General features: G+C 63.3%; 14 protein-coding genes and 1 tRNA gene. 5 read left to right on the plus strand and 10 right to left on the minus strand.

Annotation, left to right across the window (positions count from 1 at the left end; genetic code table 11):
• Nucleotides 1-135 precede the first annotated feature (135 nt).
• From AB1A62_RS21520 to AB1A62_RS21535, 4 genes are all read left to right on the plus strand, one after another.
• Nucleotides 136-209, plus strand: a tRNA-Gly gene (locus AB1A62_RS21520).
• A 166-nt stretch (nucleotides 210-375) separates the two neighbouring features.
• On the plus strand, nucleotides 376-2,175 hold the full coding sequence (locus AB1A62_RS21525; RefSeq protein WP_366663513.1) for an ABC transporter transmembrane domain-containing protein: 1,800 nt from the start codon (nucleotides 376-378) through the stop codon (nucleotides 2,173-2,175).
• Nucleotides 2,176-2,409: 234 nt separating this feature from the next.
• Nucleotides 2,410-4,299, plus strand: a complete 1,890-nt coding sequence (locus AB1A62_RS21530) for an acyl-CoA synthetase (protein WP_366663514.1) — start codon at nucleotides 2,410-2,412, stop codon at nucleotides 4,297-4,299.
• A gap of 121 nt (nucleotides 4,300-4,420) precedes the next feature.
• Nucleotides 4,421-5,347, plus strand: a complete 927-nt coding sequence (locus tag AB1A62_RS21535) for an alpha/beta hydrolase (RefSeq protein ID WP_366663515.1) — start codon at nucleotides 4,421-4,423, stop codon at nucleotides 5,345-5,347.
• A gap of 6 nt (nucleotides 5,348-5,353) precedes the next feature.
• Here AB1A62_RS21535 and AB1A62_RS21540 read toward each other — a convergent pair whose 3' ends face one another.
• From AB1A62_RS21540 to dtd, 9 genes are all read right to left on the minus strand, one after another.
• The gene (locus tag AB1A62_RS21540) at nucleotides 5,354-5,911 is read right to left on the minus strand and encodes a DUF4453 domain-containing protein (RefSeq protein WP_366663516.1); all 558 of its coding nucleotides are present in this window, start codon (nucleotides 5,909-5,911) and stop codon (nucleotides 5,354-5,356) included.
• A gap of 65 nt (nucleotides 5,912-5,976) precedes the next feature.
• Nucleotides 5,977-6,813 carry an alkaline phosphatase family protein gene (locus tag AB1A62_RS21545; RefSeq protein ID WP_366663517.1) on the minus strand — a complete coding sequence of 279 codons (837 nt, stop codon included), beginning with the start codon at nucleotides 6,811-6,813 and terminating at the stop codon, nucleotides 5,977-5,979.
• A gap of 144 nt (nucleotides 6,814-6,957) precedes the next feature.
• Nucleotides 6,958-7,782: a DUF2182 domain-containing protein gene (locus AB1A62_RS21550; protein ID WP_366663518.1), complete on the minus strand. Its 825-nt coding sequence runs from the start codon at nucleotides 7,780-7,782 to the stop codon at nucleotides 6,958-6,960.
• Between the two features lie 6 nt (nucleotides 7,783-7,788).
• Nucleotides 7,789-8,430, minus strand: coding sequence for a DUF1326 domain-containing protein (locus tag AB1A62_RS21555; protein ID WP_366663519.1), 642 nt, complete (start codon nucleotides 8,428-8,430; stop codon nucleotides 7,789-7,791).
• Nucleotides 8,431-8,646: 216 nt separating this feature from the next.
• Nucleotides 8,647-10,284 (minus strand): ABC transporter ATP-binding protein, encoded by a 1,638-nt coding sequence (locus tag AB1A62_RS21560; protein ID WP_366663520.1) that lies wholly within the window; start codon nucleotides 10,282-10,284, stop codon nucleotides 8,647-8,649.
• Nucleotides 10,281-11,096: an ABC transporter permease gene (locus AB1A62_RS21565; RefSeq protein WP_271908593.1), complete on the minus strand. Its 816-nt coding sequence runs from the start codon at nucleotides 11,094-11,096 to the stop codon at nucleotides 10,281-10,283. The genes AB1A62_RS21560 and AB1A62_RS21565 overlap by 4 nt, the downstream gene beginning before the upstream one ends.
• On the minus strand, nucleotides 11,093-12,049 hold the full coding sequence (locus tag AB1A62_RS21570) for an ABC transporter permease (protein WP_366663521.1): 957 nt from the start codon (nucleotides 12,047-12,049) through the stop codon (nucleotides 11,093-11,095). Before AB1A62_RS21570 ends, AB1A62_RS21565 begins: the two co-directional genes overlap by 4 nt.
• A 1-nt stretch (nucleotide 12,050) precedes the next feature.
• Complete coding sequence (locus AB1A62_RS21575) at nucleotides 12,051-13,634, minus strand: ABC transporter substrate-binding protein (protein ID WP_366663522.1); 1,584 nt, start codon at nucleotides 13,632-13,634, stop codon at nucleotides 12,051-12,053.
• Between the two features lie 428 nt (nucleotides 13,635-14,062).
• Nucleotides 14,063-14,509: a D-aminoacyl-tRNA deacylase gene (gene dtd, locus AB1A62_RS21580; protein ID WP_366663523.1), complete on the minus strand. Its 447-nt coding sequence runs from the start codon at nucleotides 14,507-14,509 to the stop codon at nucleotides 14,063-14,065.
• A 197-nt stretch (nucleotides 14,510-14,706) separates the two neighbouring features.
• Between dtd and AB1A62_RS21585 the strand changes: the two genes are divergently transcribed.
• Nucleotides 14,707-15,126, plus strand: coding sequence for an Hsp20/alpha crystallin family protein (locus AB1A62_RS21585; protein ID WP_174146615.1), 420 nt, complete (start codon nucleotides 14,707-14,709; stop codon nucleotides 15,124-15,126).
• Between the two features lie 105 nt (nucleotides 15,127-15,231).
• Here the strand turns inward: AB1A62_RS21585 and AB1A62_RS21590 are convergent, their stop codons facing one another.
• The gene (locus tag AB1A62_RS21590; RefSeq protein WP_366663524.1) at nucleotides 15,232-16,326 is read right to left on the minus strand and encodes a TFIIB-type zinc finger domain-containing protein; all 1,095 of its coding nucleotides are present in this window, start codon (nucleotides 16,324-16,326) and stop codon (nucleotides 15,232-15,234) included.
• Between the last annotated feature and the right edge of the window lie 18 nt (nucleotides 16,327-16,344).

Here is a 16,344-nt window from a genome sequence, read left to right on the forward strand (position 1 = left end):
GGATTGTGCTGTTATTTGGGGGGCTTGGCAGGGCTTTCGCAAGGGGGGCGTTGAATTTTCCGCCGCCGCAAAGGCAAACGAAAACAAGGTGGTTGACCTTCCCCGGCGCTTCACCTAAATCAGCAAATGTCCTGAGCGGGTATGGTGAAATGGTATCATAAGAGCCTTCCAAGCTTAAGGTGCGGGTTCGATTCCCGCTACCCGCTCCAGACCTTCCCAGCATGCCGGATTGATACTCTGTGACGCAGTGCGCAACTGTTTTCATGTGCTTTTTGAAACTGCTCAGCGCTTGACGCGCCCGGCCTGCGGGGCCATGAACCTTGGCAATTATGCGGGCTTCGAGGCCCGTGAGAGCAAAGTGCAGAAGGATCCGGAATGGCGCGGAGACAAGCGGCCCCGAATGCGGAGCAAGAGCGGGAGAAATCCCGGAAGATTGGCGTGCTGTCGGCTCTGTGGCCGTTCATGCGCCCCTACCGCCTGCTGATGCTGGCCGCCACTTGCGCGCTGGTGCTGACGGCGGCGCTGTCGCTGACGCTGCCCCTGGCGGTGCGCCGGGTGGTGGACAATTTCCGGGTCTCCGATTCCGAGCTGCTGAACCTCTATTTCAGCGGTGCGCTGGTGATTGCCGCATTGCTGGCCGTGGGCACCGGCGTGCGCTATGCGCTGGTGACCCGGCTGGGTGAACGGGTGGTAGCCGATATCCGCAAGGCGGTGTTCGACCGGGTGATCGGCATGAGCCCGGAGTTCTATGAGCGCATCATGACCGGTGAAGTGCTGAGCCGGATCACCACCGACACCACGCTGATCCAGTCGGTGCTGGGATCGTCGGTGTCGATCGCGCTGCGCAACCTGCTGATCTTCTTGGGCGGCATGGTGCTGATGCTGCTGACCTCGGCGAAGCTCACGATGATGGTGCTGCTGATTGTGCCGGCGGTGATCGTGCCGATCCTGGTGCTGGGCCGCCGCCTGCGCGCGATCAGCAAGGAGAACCAGGACTGGATCGCAGCCTCCTCCGGCAACGCGGGCGAGGCGCTGGGGGCGGTGCAGACGGTGCAGGCCTTCACTCATGAGACTGCCAGCCGCTCGAAGTTTTCCGAGCTGACGGAAACTTCCTATGACGTTTCCAGCCGCCGCATTCAGACCCGCGCCTATCTGACGGTGATCGTGATTTTCCTGGTGTTTTCCGGCATCGTCGGCGTCTTGTGGATGGGCGCCAATGATGTGCGCGCGGGCGTTATGACCGAAGGCACGCTGATCCAGTTCGTGATCTATGCGGTGCTGGTGGCGGGCTCGGTCGCGGCGCTGTCGGAGATCTGGAGCGAGCTGCAGCGCGCTGCCGGGGCAACCGAACGGTTGGTGGAGCTGCTGAACGCCGAGGATACCGTGCTGGACCCGGTTGCGGCGCAGGTGCTGCCCGCGCCGGTCAAGGGTGAGATCGACTTTGATAATGTCTCTTTCCGCTACCCCTCGCGCCCGGATGTTTCGGCGCTGGAGGAGGTGTCGCTGACGGTGAAGCCGGGTGAAACAGTGGCCTTTGTCGGGCCGTCCGGCGCGGGCAAGACCACTATCATCCAGATGCTGCAGCGGTTCTATGACCCCAACCAGGGCGCGGTGAAGCTGGACGGCGTGGCGCTGACCCAGCTGCAGCGGGATGAGTTCCGCCGCCATATCGCGCTGGTGCCGCAGGATCCGGTGATTTTTGCCGCCTCCGCGCTTGAAAACATCCGGTTCGGCCGCCCCGAGGCCACGGATGCCGAGGTCGAGGCGGCTGCTGCGGCCGCCGCGGCGCATGACTTCATCTCGAAACTGCCGGAAGGCTATGACAGCTTTGTCGGCGAACGCGGCGTGATGCTGTCGGGCGGGCAGAAGCAGCGGATTGCCATTGCCCGCGCCATCCTGCGCGACGCGCCGGTGCTGCTGCTGGACGAGGCGACCTCGGCGCTGGATGCCGAGAGCGAACGCCTGGTGCAGGCCGCTGTGGATGAGCTGAGCCAGGGCCGCACCACGCTGATCGTGGCGCACCGGCTGGCCACCGTCAAAAAGGCCGACCGCATCGTGGTGATGGACCAGGGGCGGATCGTCGCCACCGGCACCCATGATGAGCTGGTGGCGCAGGGCGGGCTATATGCACGCCTGGCCAAGCTGCAATTCACCGAAGGGCTGGCAGCGGAATAAGCGCATGCAAGCGTGAAACATCAGGCGCCCCGGATCTTGTCCGGGGCGTTTTTTTCGATGAAATCGCCCAAGAGCCGCGAATTGGCGCCACGTCACGCCCCAAGCTGCCTTGGCGTGACCCTGCCGCGGCGCTTGCGCAATCAGGCGATTGCAATAATCTGGGCGAAAAACAGAGACACACTCCGTGCACCGCCCGTACACCGGCTGTGCACCGGAGGAACGGGGAGGAGATTTATGGGTTTTTCCGGAATCGCGGACCGCGACGCGCTGCAGAATGAAATGCCGTATGAGGCGCGGGACCTGCCGGCCACTTTGTACAGGCTGCTGTCGCGCACCGCGGACAAATACCCGAACAGCAAGGCGGTCAGCTATCAGATTTTCTCCGGGCCGCAGGACAAGGCCGAGACCCTGACCTGGAGCACGCTGAAAGAGCAGGTGAGCCAGGCGGCCAACATGTTCCGCGCCCTGGGGATCGGTGAAAAGGACGTGGTGGCCTATGTGCTGCCCAACTGCAATGAGACGCTGGTGACCATGCTGGGCGGCGCGGTGGCGGGGATCGTGAACCCGATCAACCCGCTTTTGGAGCCGGAGCAGATCGCCTCCATCCTGCGGGAGACCAAGGCCAAGGTGGTGGTGACCCTGCGGCCCTTCCCGAAAACGGACGTGGCGCAGAAGGTGGCGGAGGCGGTGCGCCATGCGCCGGGCGTGAACACGGTGCTGGAGGTGGATCTGAACCGCTATCTGACGCCGCCGAAATCCTGGATCGTGCCGCTGATCCGCCCCAAGATGGACACCCGGCCCAGCCATGCGGATTACCTGAGCTTCTCCAAGGAGATGGCGAAACAGCCCAAGACGCTGAATTTTGCCGACAGTGCGGGCGACCGGGTGGCCTGCTATTTCCACACCGGCGGCACCACCGGCATGCCCAAGGTGGCGCAGCACAAGTATTCGGGGCTGGTCTACAACGGCTGGCTGGGCAGCACGCTCTTGTTCACCGAAGAAGACAACATCATGTGCCCGCTGCCGCTATTCCATGTCTTTGCGGTGCATGTGATCATGATGGCCGCCATCGCCTCCGGCGCGCATGTGGTGTTCCCGACGCCGCAGGGCTACCGCGGTGAGGGCGTGTTCGACAACTTCTGGAAGCTGATCGAACGCTGGAAGATCACCTTTATCATCACCGTGCCCACCGCCGTGTCGGCGCTGATGCAGCGGGAGGTGAATGCCGATATCTCCACGGTGAAAACGGCTTTCTCCGGCTCGGCCCCGATGCCGATGGAGCTGTTCAAGCGGTTTGAGAGCGCCTGCGGCGTCGCCATCGTCGAGGGCTACGGCCTGACTGAGGCCACCTGCCTGGTCTCCTGCAACCCGCCGGGCGGCGAGAAGAAGGTAGGGTCGGTCGGCATCCCGTTCCCCTATACCGACGTGCGGATCGTCAAGCAGACCAACAACGGGGCGCTGGAATGCGCGCGCGACGAAGTGGGGGAGATCTGCGTGTCGAACCCGGGTGTTTATGCCGGCAACACCTATACCGAGGCCGACAAGAACGTGGACCTCTACTATCAGGAGAAATACCTGCGTACCGGCGATCTGGGCCGGATCGACGAGGACGGCTATTTGTGGATCACCGGCCGCGCCAAGGATCTGATTATCCGCGGTGGCCACAACATTGATCCGGCAGAGATCGAGGAGGCGCTTCTGGGCCATGACGCGGTGGCCTTTGCCGGCGCGATCGGCCAGCCGGACGCTCATTCCGGCGAGCTGCCCTGCGCCTTTGTCGAACTGGTCGACGGCGCCAGCGTCAGCGACGCGGAGCTGCTGGAGTACTGCAAGGTCCATGTGCATGAGCGGGCCGCAATCCCCAAGCATCTGACGGTGCTGGAGGAACTGCCGAAAACCGCGGTGGGCAAGGTGTTCAAGCCCGATTTGCGCAAGCTGGCCATCACCCGCGTCTACAATGGCGCGCTGGAACAGGCCGGGGTGGCGGCGCGCGTTGTCAGCGTGATCGACGACAAGAAGCGCGGGCTGGTGGCGCAGGTCGCGGCCAACGGCAGCACGGATGCGGACATCGACGGCGTGCTCAACAACTTCACCCGGCCGTGGGAGCCTGCCGCGGCAGCCTGACCCTGACGGGGGCAGCGTGGGATAAAGGGCGCCCTTCGGGGCGCTTTTTCTTTCAGGCATTCCATTTGCGGGAAACTGTGCCTAGGCTCTCAGGACAACCGGCGTGCAGGGAGGCTCGCAGATGGACTACGAACGGCTGATCGACGAGGAGACCTGGGACTTCATCCAGAAGACCGGGGAGCTTTATCCCGATGACGCCGTTGACATGAGCATCGAAGAGCAGCGCCGGATCTACAACGCGATGGCGCGGGAGTTCCGGGTGCCGCGGCCGGATGTGGTGTCGGTTGAGGAGCTGTCGGCAAACGGGGTGCCGGTGCGGGTCTATACCGCGGGCGACCCGACCCGCACGGTGCTGTTCTGCCATGGCGGCGGTTTTGTCGTCGGGGGCTTGGACAGCCACGACGATGTCTGCGCCGAGATCTGCGCCCAGACCGGCTACCGGGTGGTGGCGGTGGATTACCGGCTGGCGCCGGAACACAAGCATCCGGCGGCCTTTGAGGATGCCTGGGTGGTGCTGGGCTGGGTCGAGGCCGGTTACGGCAAGGGCATTGTCCTGATGGGCGACAGCGCCGGTGCCAATCTCTGTGCTGCGGTGGCCCATCATGCGCGCGGCCGCAGCGAGTCCATTCTGGGCCAGATGCTGATTTACGGCGCCTTCGGCGGCGATATGAACCAGGGCTCCTACATCGAACACGCCCAGGCACCGATGCTGACCCGCGAAGACGTGGTTTACTACATGGATATCCGCACCGATGGCGAGGCGCCGAAGGATGATCCGCTGTTTGCGCCCTTGGCAGACAGCGACTTTTCCGGCTTGCCGCCGACCGTTCTGGTGACCGCGGATTGCGATCCGGTCCGCGATGACTCGCGCGAATACCGGAACCGGATTGTCGAGGCTGGCGGCAAGGCGCATTGGATCAACGAGCCGGGGCTGATCCACGGATACCTGCGCGCGCGTCATACTGTGGGCCGGGCGCGGGACAGTTTCGAGCGGATTTCGGTTGCGGTCGAGGCGCTGGGGCAGGGGGTCTGGCCCTATGACGACTAGGGCCCGCTACCCGGCGTAATCCTGGCACTGTTCCTGAAATTGCGAGGTGTCCAGCCAGCCGCCGCTGGTGATCTGCCAGTCCGGGCCGGAAGTGGTGACGTAGGTCCAGCCGCCCACCGGGAGATGCGAGTAGCTCACATTGTCGCCAGGGCCGATCTGCCCGACCAGGGGCGCCTCCGGGCGGTGACCGGCGCGCAGCCCCGTGACAGGCCCAAGCCAGCCCAGGCAGGTGCTTTCGTACTCATCCCGCACTGGAAAATCCCATAGCTGATAGCGCAGGAACAGATCGTCGAGGTCCAGATGGGTCTGCTTGCTGTTCACCCGGCAGCCAATGCGGCCCTCCATCCGTTTCACTTCAGCGACCAGGTCTTCCTCCTGCGGCGTCAGAGACACGGATTTGCCGGTGCAGTCCCCGTTGTCGAACACCGATTGCCCCAAGGGAGAGCCGAAGCAGTACCCGGCCCGGTCGATCACCGCGTTGCGGGTGAACCACAGGTCATGGCAGGCGTCGCTGGCCAGCGACGGGGCAGCCAGCAGCGAAAATGCGGCAACAAGGGATTTCATGGCAAATTCCTGACATCTGAAAACGGCGGCTGAGGGCTATCCTAGCACACAGCCGCCGCGTCAGGTCACTTCAGGAACGGCTCTGCCTTCATGGTTCCGGCAATCGGCGCACCCAGCCTTTTGAGGATGGTGGGGGCTAGCTGCCGCTGGTCGATCACCTCGCCATGATCGGGGCCATCCGCCTCGCCGAAGTAGTAAAGCGCGGTTTCCTGCTGCAGCGGGCTGCGGCCGCCGTGGTGGCCGCGCTCGTCCTGGCCGTGGTCGGCGGTGACGATCACCTCATATCCCAGATCGCGCCAGCGGGTGATGAAGGGGGCCAGCATCTCGTCCATCACGAAACAGGCGTGGTCCATCTCCTGGCAGTCGTGGAAATAGCGGTGGCCCATGCTGTCCAGGGTGCAGGTGTGCAGCATGCCGTAGTCGAGGCCGAAGCGCAGGCAGAGGTTGGTCAGGGTGCCGAACAGGTCGACATCTGACGGGGTCATCTGGTTGTCCTTGCCGTAGCCGGTCATGGTGTGGAAGCGGCCGTGGTTGATGGTCTTGCTTTCCGGCTCGTCATATTCGATGTCGCGCACGTAATCGAACGGGTGGCGGTTGAAGAAGGACGACCAGTAGCTGTGCGCCACCGCGCCGGTGACGCCGCCTGCCTCGCGGACCTGGCTGAACACGTCCTTCTCCTTGAGCCGGAACACATTGGCGTTGCCGGTGCAGCCGTGGATGGCGGGCGCGACGCCGGTGTGGATCGAGGCATAACAGCTGGCCGAAATCGACGGCAGCACCGCCCGCAGCTTCCAGACGCGGGCATCGCCGCTGTCGACCCAGCCTTCGAGGTTTCCGAACAGGCGGCGGAAGTTGCGCCAGGGCACGCCGTCCAGAATGATGAGCAGGAGTTTGTTGTCCATTTGCCGAATCCTTTTGCCTTGCGGGGGCTTCGGTGCCTCATCTTCGTGGCGGATTCTTGAATTGCCATTCAAAAAACGGCGGATCGGCCGCAAACCGGCATTTTCGGACGGGCGTTGCAGATTTGCCGGGCAACGGCGGCGGTATCAGAACGCGGTGAGGAGCACATAGGCGCCTGCCAAACAGAGCAGCGCCCCGGCGGCAGAGGTGAAGAGCTTTGGATGGGGAAAGGTCTTTTCGGCCAGCACGAACAGCGCCAGCCCGGCAATCCAGTAGAGATTCATGATGCCGCCGGCGAACAGCAGCAGCATCAGGGCCCAGCAGCAGCCCAGGCAATATGTGCCGTGGTGGGCGCCCATCAGTACAGCACCAGCCAAGCCTGTGCGGTTATGCGCGGTCAAAAAATGAACCGGCATACGGCAATGGGAGAGGCAGGCGTGCTTGTAGGGGGTAAACTGATAGGCGCCCGCCGCCAGCAGCAACGCGCCACCTAGGGCACGGCTGCTGAGCGACATCATAGGGCCATCTGACAGGCCCATGGTTTCCAGCCACCACTGCAAAGAGGTGGCGATTGCAGAAAAGAATGCCCAGGCCATAAGGTAGCCGCTGAGGAACAGCAGGCTTAGCAGCGGCGCTTCGCCCGGTCGGGATCCAGCCTTCTTGATGGCGCTGAACAGGAGCAGCACCGGCGCGGCGCTGGGGGTCATCATGGCGATCATCATCACCCACCACATCAGGAAGATCAGCACGGCATAGCCCGCGGTCCAGGGCGTGCCTGCGCCCATCGCCATCGGCTCGCCGATCGGGCGGGCCATCCGGGTCATCTCGACCGCGGTCATGTTCATGCCGACCCCGAAGACGGTGTACAGCCCGCTCAGCAGCACGATGAAGGCCACAGCACCCAGCACCACCATCTGGTCGTTGCGGGCCAGGCGCTCTGCTGTTCCTGTTATGCGATGCGGAGCTGCCATGGCGGATCAGGCCGCGCGCTCAACGCCCTTGCCGGTCAGGTGCAGCTCGGCAACATGCGCGTGGGTTCCGCTGTTCTTTTCCAGGCTGATCGCAGATCCGGGGGTTTGGGTCGTGCCCCGGCAGACGGAAGCCTCGGAATATTCAAACCCATTGGGCAGCTTGATTTGGACCGAATGCGGTGCGCCGGACACGATGTGCGCAATCGGTTCGACCCTGGTTTCTCCAATGCCGTCCGCCTTGCCATGTCCAATGCCGGTTTCCGCATCAAAACTCAGCGACACCGGTGCGCTGAGCGTCTCGTGCTTGGTGGTGCACATGGCGTTGAAGACAAAGAACATTGTGGCAAATTCATCGGTGTCCTGGCCGGTCATGATCGCTTCGAGGGCGGATTTTTGCTCTGCCGTGGCGCGCTCGTCGATGATGATCTGCATCTCGCCGTTGCCCTCGTGGATCGGGCCGGGCCATTTGTAGATTGCCGCGGTGTGCAGCCCGTCCAGTTTGGTGTCGCCGTAATGCCCGGTATCGATCCGGAACGTCAGCATCGCTTCGCAGGTGCCGTCGTTGGGGAGCTGCGAGAATTGGCACGGGCACCCGGGAACGCAGTTGCAATTGGCTATCTCGAATCCATGAATTGCCCAATCTGTCATGGCAGTTCCTCCCCGTTACTGCAGTCAAACGAAACTGCCCGGTAAATTCGGGTTGGCTTGCCTCAAAGATCAGCCGCGCTCAGTGTTTTTTCTATTGTTTGCAGCTGGAGCCGCTGCATTCTCCCTAGTCCTAATAAAATATCACAAAATCGTGTAAATTTAAAAAGAAAAAGCCCCCGCTGGCAATCAGCGGGGGCTTTGCATCCAGTGGTGGAATCAGTTGCCGGCGCTTTCCATCTTGCGGTGGGCAATCACTTCTTCCAGCCAGCCGAGCTTCATTTCCGGCACCGAGCTGAGCAGCAGATCGGTGTAGTCATCAAACGGCGGGCTCAGCACCTTGGACTTGCCGCCGTAGCGCTGCACCTTGCCCTGATACATCACCGCGATGTTGTCGGAGATGGCGCGCACCGTCGCCAGATCGTGGGTGATGAACAGATAGGCCACGTCCTCGATCTTCTGCAGATCCAAGAGCAGTTTCAGGATGCCGTCCGCCACCAGCGGGTCAAGTGCCGAGGTGACCTCGTCGCAGATGATCATCTTGGGCTTGGCCGCCAGCGAGCGGGCGATGCAGACACGCTGCTTCTGGCCGCCGGACAGTTCCGCCGGATAGCGGTCCATGAACTTTTCGCCCAGCTCGATCTCGTCCAGCAGTTCGATGATCCGCTTCTTCTTCTCCGCGCCGCGCATGCCGAAGTAGAACTCCAGCGGGCGGCCGATGATGGTGCCGACAGTCTGGCGCGGGTTCATCGCCACGTCAGCCATCTGGTAGATCATCTGCAGCTCGCGCAGGTCCTCGCGGCTGCGCCCCTTGAGGTCGGGTGAGAGGGTGCGGCCGGCAAATTCGATCTCGCCTTCGCGCGGCGGCAACAGGCCTGTGATCACGCGGGCGAGGGTGGATTTGCCGGAGCCGGATTCACCCACAACCGCCAGCGTCTGGCCGGGGTACAGGTCGACGTTCACATTGTGCAGCACGTCGAACTGGGTGCCTTTGTAGCGCGCGGTGATGTTGCGCACGCTCAGCACCGGCTCCTCGGTCGGGGCCTTCTCCTCATGCTCGATGGAGCGGACCGAGACCAGCGCCTTGGTGTACTCCTCCTGCGGGTTGTTGATGATCTGGTCGACATGGCCGTATTCGACCGTGTTGCCCATCTTCAGCACCATGATGTCGTCGCTCACCTGCGCCACCACCGCCAGGTCGTGGGTGATGTAGAGCGCGGCAACGCCGGTGTCGCGGATCGCTTCCTTGATCGCCATCAGCACGTCGATCTGGGTGGTCACGTCGAGCGCGGTTGTCGGCTCGTCGAACACCACCAGATCCGGCTCCGGGCACAGCGCCAGCGCGGTCATGCAGCGCTGCAGCTGGCCGCCCGACACCTGGTGCGGGTAGCGCTCGCCGATGTTGTCCGGATCCGGCAGGCCCAGTTTGGCAAACAGGGTGCGGGCGCGGGCCTCGGCTTCCTTGCGGGAGAACTTCTTCTGCTCCACCGCCGCCTCGACCACCTGGTCCATGATCTTCTTGGCCGGGTTGAAGGAGGCCGCCGCCGATTGCGACACATAGGTCACCTCGGCGCCGCGCAGTTTGCGGATGTCCTTGTGGCTGCCCTTGAGGATGTCGCGGCCGTTGACCCAGACCTCGCCGCCGGTGATCTTCACGCCGCCGCGGCCGTAGGCCATGGACGCGAGCCCGATGGTCGATTTGCCGGCACCGGATTCGCCGATCAGGCCCAGGACCTTGCCGGGCGCGAGGTCAAAGCTGACCCCGTGCACGATCTCGATGTCGCGGGGGCGTTCCCCGGGCGGGTAGATGGTCGCGCCGATTTTCAGGTCGCGGACTTTCAACAGGGTATCGCTCATCCGCGGCCTCCTTTCAGCGATGTGGTCCGGTTCAGCACCCAGTCAGCCACCAGGTTGACCGAGATCGCCAGGGTGGCGATGGCAAAGGCCGGGATCAGAGCCGCAGGAATGCCGTAGACGATGCCTTCCTTGTTTTCCTTCACGATGCCGCCCCAGTCAGCCTCAGGCGGCTGCACGCCCAGGCCCAGGAAGGACAGGGTGGAGACGAACAGAACCGCAAAGATGAAGCGCAGGCCCATCTCCGCGATCAGCGGGGACAGTGCGTTGGGTAGGATCTCGCGGAAGATGATCCAGGCGGTTTTCTCGCCGCGCAGGCGGGCGGCCTCGACGTAGTCCATCACCTCGATATCCACCGCAACGGCACGGGCCAGGCGGTAGACGCGGGTGGCGTCCAGAAGGCCCATCACAATGATCAGCATCGGAATGGTGACCGGCGCGACCGACAGCACCACGAGGGCGAAGATCAGGGTGGGGATCGACATTACCAGATCGACGAAACGCGACAGCGCCTGGTCGATCCAACCGCCCATCACCGCGGCAAAGAAGCCGAGGACGGAACCGAGGGTGAAGGACAGCACGGTTGCAGCCGTCGCGATGAAGATGGTGGTGCGGCCGCCATAGATCATCCGGCTGAGAAGGTCGCGGCCGATGTTGTCGGTGCCCAGCAGGTAGTCTGCGCTGGAGGGCTCCCACACATCGCCGACCACTTCGCCGACGCCATAGGGGGCCAGCAGCGGCGCAAAGATGGCACCAAGGAAGTAGAGGGCGGTGAAGAACAGCCCGATGAGTGCGGAAATGGGGATATTCTTCATTTCGGATGCCTCAGGCGCGGGTTGCTCAGGATGGCGACGATATCGGCGATCATGTTGAGGCCGATATAGACGGCGGCAAAGATCAGGCCGCAGGCCTGCACCACAGGCACGTCACGCTTGGACACGTGGTCCACCAGATACTGGCCCATGCCGGGGTAGACGAAGACAACCTCGATCACCACGACGCCGACCACCAGATAGGCGAGGTTCAGCATCACCACGTTGACGATCGGTGCAATCGCATTTGGGAACGCATGGCGGTAGATCACCTGAAAGGCGTTGAGGCCCTTCAGCTCGGCTGTTTCGATATAGGCCGACTGCATCACGTTGAGGATCGCGGCGCGGGTCATCCGCATCATGTGCGCCAAAACAACCAGCGTCAGCACGGCGATCGGCAGCGCAATGGCGTTCAGCTTCTCGAACAGGCTCATGTTGTCGTTGACCATGGCCACCGAGGGGAACCAGCGCAGCTGCACGGCGATGAAGTACATCAGCACATAGCCGATCAGGAACTCGGGGATCGAGATCGAGGCCAGGGTAACGGCCGAGATCGTCTTGTCGGGCCAGCGGTCCTTGAACCGGACGGCCAGCAGGCCCAGGAAGATTGCCAGCGGAACCGCAACCACGGCAGCCCAGAAGGCGAGGAACAGGGTATTCCAGAAACGGCTGCTCAGAGCCTGGGCAATATCCTGGCCGCTGGTCAGCGCGGTGCCAAGATCGCCCTGCATGGCGCCGAAGAGCCAGGCAAAATAGCGTTGTACAGGAGGATCGTTCACGCCCAGCTCAGCCCGCAGGTTGGCCAGTGCCTCCGGCGTTGCCGATTGCCCCAGAATCGATTGGGCAACATCGCCGGGCAGAACGATGGTGCCGGCGAAGATCACGATTGAGATGAGCAACAAAAGAAGGAGGCTCAGCGCAATGCGCTGAGCCAGGAGTTTTACGATCGGAGACATATTAGGCTTTGACCCACAGCTTGCTGGCCGCGTAGCCGTTCATCAGAACCTGGCCCGGGATGCCTTCGACAAAGCCGTCGACCTTGTCGGTGGTCGCTTCGACGAAGTCGTTGAACATCGGGCAGATCAGGCCGCCTTCGTCGCGCAGGATGGTCGACATGTCGGCATACATCTGCGTCCGCTTGGCAACGTCCAGCTCGCCGCGCGCGGCCACCAGCATCTGGTCGAACTGCTCGTTGTTGAAGCGGGTGTCGTTCCAGTCCGCGGTGGACAGGTAGGCGGTGGTGAACATCTGGTCCTGGGTCGGACGGCCGCCCCAGTAGCTGGTGCAGAACGGCTTGGCGTTCCAGACTTCCGACCAGTAGCCGTCGTTCGGCTCGCGCTTGACGTCCAGCTGGATGCCGGCACTGGACAGCGACTGCTGGAACAGGGCGGAAGCATCGGGCGCGCCCGGGAAGGAGTTGTCCGATGTGCGCAGCAGGATCGAGCCTTCGTGGCCTGCCTTCTTCAGGTGGTGCATCGCCTTGTCCGGGTCGAACTGGCGCTGTTCCAGTTCGGTGTACATCGGATAGGAGGCGTTGATCGGGGTGTCATTGCCCACGGTGCCGTAACCGTTCAGGATCTTGTCGACCATTTCCTGGCGGTTGATGCCGTATTTCAGCGCCATGCGCACGTCGTTGTTGTCGAACGGTGCGGTGTTGCAGTGCATGATGAACACATAGTGGCCGGCCGCGGAGGTCGAGTGCACGGTGATGTTCGGCGCGCGGTCCACCAGTTTCGCGGTGCGCGGCGGCACCCGGTCGATCACGTCCACCTGGCCGGACTGCAGCGCTGCGACGCGGGCGGTGTCGTCATTGATGACGATGATTTCTACGGTGTCCGCGTTGCCCAGATCGCCCCAGTAGTTCGGGTTCTTCTCGGCCACGAAGCGCACGCCCATGTCGGCGGACTTGATGATGTAGGGGCCGGTGCCGATGGGCGCCGCCGGATCGTCATTGCCGCCGTTCGGCTGGATGATCAGGTGGTAGTCGGCCAGCAGGTAGGGCAGGTCGGCGTTCGGGCTGTCCAGTTCGAAGACAACGCTGTCGCCGTCCGCGCGCACGTCCTTGATGCCGCGCATGATGCCCAGGGCGCCGGACTTGGTGTCCTCGCCGCTGTGGCGTTCCATGGTCTTGACCACGTCATCCGCGGTGACGCTTTGGCCGTTCGAGTAGGTCACGCCGGAGCGCAGCTTGAAGGTCCAGGTCTTGGCGTCGGCAGAGGCTTCATAGCTTTCGGCCAGTTTGCCCTCGATGCCGCCGTCGTCGGCCAGTTCGACCAGGGTTTCACCCCACAGGCGGGTGACCATCAGGCCAACGGTGTTGGTGACCAGCGCCGGGTCCAGGCTGTCGGTGGTGGAGCCGCCCTGCAGGCCGAGGCGGATGGTGCCGCCCTTCTGCGGGCCGGCCGCCTTGGCAGCGGTGGACAGCAGCAGGTTGGCGGACACTGCGGTAAAGCCCAGTGCGGCGGCCTTGCCCAGGAAGTCACGGCGCGACAGTTTTCCTGCCGCGGCCTGGGTGGCCAGATACTGCATATGTCGGTTCATTGAGTTCTCCCGATTGGTTGCGGTGCTGAGGCACCTGTTTTTTTGATTGGCGATTTAAGATTTGCGTATTTACCGCTAACTCGCAAGCGTTATTAGCGAAACGCGGGGGAAGCCTCCTGTGCGGGCCTGTGCAGTCCAAACTGCGGGTGTCGCCTTTTTCAAATGAGGTGCCGTTTTTGCGGTTGGGGACCCCTGTAAAACAAAAAAACTTTTGAAATGCGACAGGAAATATTGATGCGGAGGGCTGACGGTTTTTTTATGAATCTGGCCGGTCCGCCAGGCTGACCGGCCCGCCATAGGGCAGAATCGGTGCTTTCTTGCCCGAAAACGCCCTCTGTGGCGCAAAGGGAAATGCCCGGCACGGCCGGCAGGCGCCGGGGGCGCAGTTCATTTGCGGCAGCGGCGCCGGTCCCCCTTAAATGGGCGGTTCAGGCCTGCTCCGTGTCCATCCAGATGGTCACCGGGCCGTCGTTCAGCAGCCGCACTTTCATGTCGGCGCCAAAGCGTCCTTTTGCAGTTTTCAAACCCAGCGCAGCCAGCTGCTCAGCAAAGTACTCGTAGAGCCGCTCGCCCTCCGCAGGGACTGCAGCAGTAGAGAAGCCGGGCCGGTTGCCGCGCCTTGTGTCGGCCGCCAGGGTGAACTGGCTGACCACCAGCACGCTGCCGCCGGTATCCAGGACAGAACGGTTCATCTTGCCGCCCTCGTCCTTGAAAATCCGGATCTTGGAAATCTTGGCCGCCAGCTGCTCTGCCTGCGTCTCGCTGTCGCCTGCCATGGCGCAGACCAGCACCAGCAGGCCGGGGCCGATTTCGCCGATCACCGCGCCGTCAACCGTGACCGAGGCCTCGCTGACCCGTTGAATAAGTGCCCGCATGTCTGCTCCCGTTCGTTGAAATGTCCCGGCTGTCCGGCCAGCTGCCGGCCGGGGCGCAACAGCTTTAGCCCGTTTGCCGCACGGGGGCGAGACAGGCGGCAGAAATTTTCCGCCGCTGGCCCGGCTCTTGCGCCGGATCAAGGCAGTGCCGGCGGCCGGGAGGTACAATGGGACGCAACAAGAAAGGAGGCTGAATTATGGTAGAAAAAACCGAACATGGCGGCTTTTGGCCGTCGCTTTATGATCCTTTCCGCAGTTTCGGCGCGCGTCTTGCCGACTGGCTTACCCCGGCAACCGAGGCCTCCTCGGGCAAAGAGGCTTACGACATCGCCATGGAGCTTCCGGGCGTCGCGCTGGAGGACGTGGAGCTGACCGTGGACAACGGCGTGCTGACGATCCGCGGCGAGAAGAAGACGCAGTCCGAGAAGACGGGCGACACCTGGTATTTCAGCGAACGCCAGTATGGTGCCTTCCGCCGCTCCTTCCGCCTGCCGGAGGATGCGGACGGGCAGGCGGCCTCGGCCCGGATGGAGGACGGTGTGCTGCACATTTCGGTGCCGAAACGGGCGCTGGAGCAGCCGGAGACCGCCCGCAGGATCGAAATCAGCAAGGGCTGACAGGGAGGCCGGCCAATAGGTTCCGGCTCAGAATCCGGGGAAAGGAACCGGCCGGTTCAGGAAGGGGGCGGCTGCGCCCCCTTCCGCATTGTCACAGGCGCTACGCTACTGCTGGCTGGCCAGCAGGGCGATGCCCGCGCCGATCAGCAGCGCCAGCAGCACGGCAAAGGCAATTTTCCAGGCCGAGTAGGGCCGCTCGCCCTGGACGCGGCCGGACTGGCCGTTGACCACAAAACGATAGGTCTTGCCGCGGTATTTGTAGGCGGCGAGCCACACCGGCAGCAGGATGTGCTTGAAGGTTACCTCTGACACTTTGGTGTCGATATGGGCGATCCGCTGGCGGTCGCCGCCGATGTCAAAGCGCACGTCGCGCTCGATCACCCGGTCCATCTTCTGCCCGGCCTCGGCGAAGCCCGCTTCCAGATCCACCGTGTAGGCTTCGGCGCGGAAGCCAGCCAGATACTGCGGCTGGTAGGGCTCCAGCTGCGCCAGGTCCCAGGGTTCCAGCGCCTCTGTGTATTTCTTGGGCAGGCTTTTGGAGGCCAGCACCAGGACATCGTCAAAGAACCGCTGCACCCGGCCCGACACGGGCCTCCAGCGCACCTTGGCCACCTGCCGGGTCCGCGTCTTGCCGTCCTGCTGGAAGGTTTCGGTCACGTAATAGACGGTGCCGCGCTGGCCGGTGTAGCTGCTGCGGGTCTGGGCGTCATAGGTCCAATAGGGCACATAGATGCCCTGCATCCGCCGCCCTTTGCGGGCGTATTCCCTGAGGCCGTTCGGGGCGAACCACAGGCCGCCCAGCCAATCCGTCATTGCCTTGTGCGCGGCGCGTTCCTCCACGGCGAAGGGCAGCACGCCCTTGGGCTTGATGTGCCGGTTCTCACCGGTGCCGGTCACCACCGGCGTTGCGCAGAACGGGCATTCCTTGGCGTGGGTGTCCGGGTCGAATTCCACCTGCGCGGCGCAGTTCGGGCAGGTGGAGACGCGGGTGACCTCAATCTCCGCCTCCGGCAGCTGCTCAGCCACTGCCGCGCGGAAATCCAGCTCCTGCAGGGCGGTGCCTTTCCAGGGTCCGCTGCGGATGCTTTCGGTGTGGCCGCAATGGCCGCAGGTCAGCGTGCCGGAGGCGGGGTCATAGGTGTAATCGGCACCGCATTGTTCGCAGGGGAAGCGGTGGGTTTCCTCGGCAAGGGCGGGCACAGTTTCAGCGGGCGGCGG

Origin of the sequence: Leisingera sp. JC11 (assembly GCF_040704725.1) — a bacterium.
Classification (GTDB): domain Bacteria; phylum Pseudomonadota; class Alphaproteobacteria; order Rhodobacterales; family Rhodobacteraceae; genus Leisingera.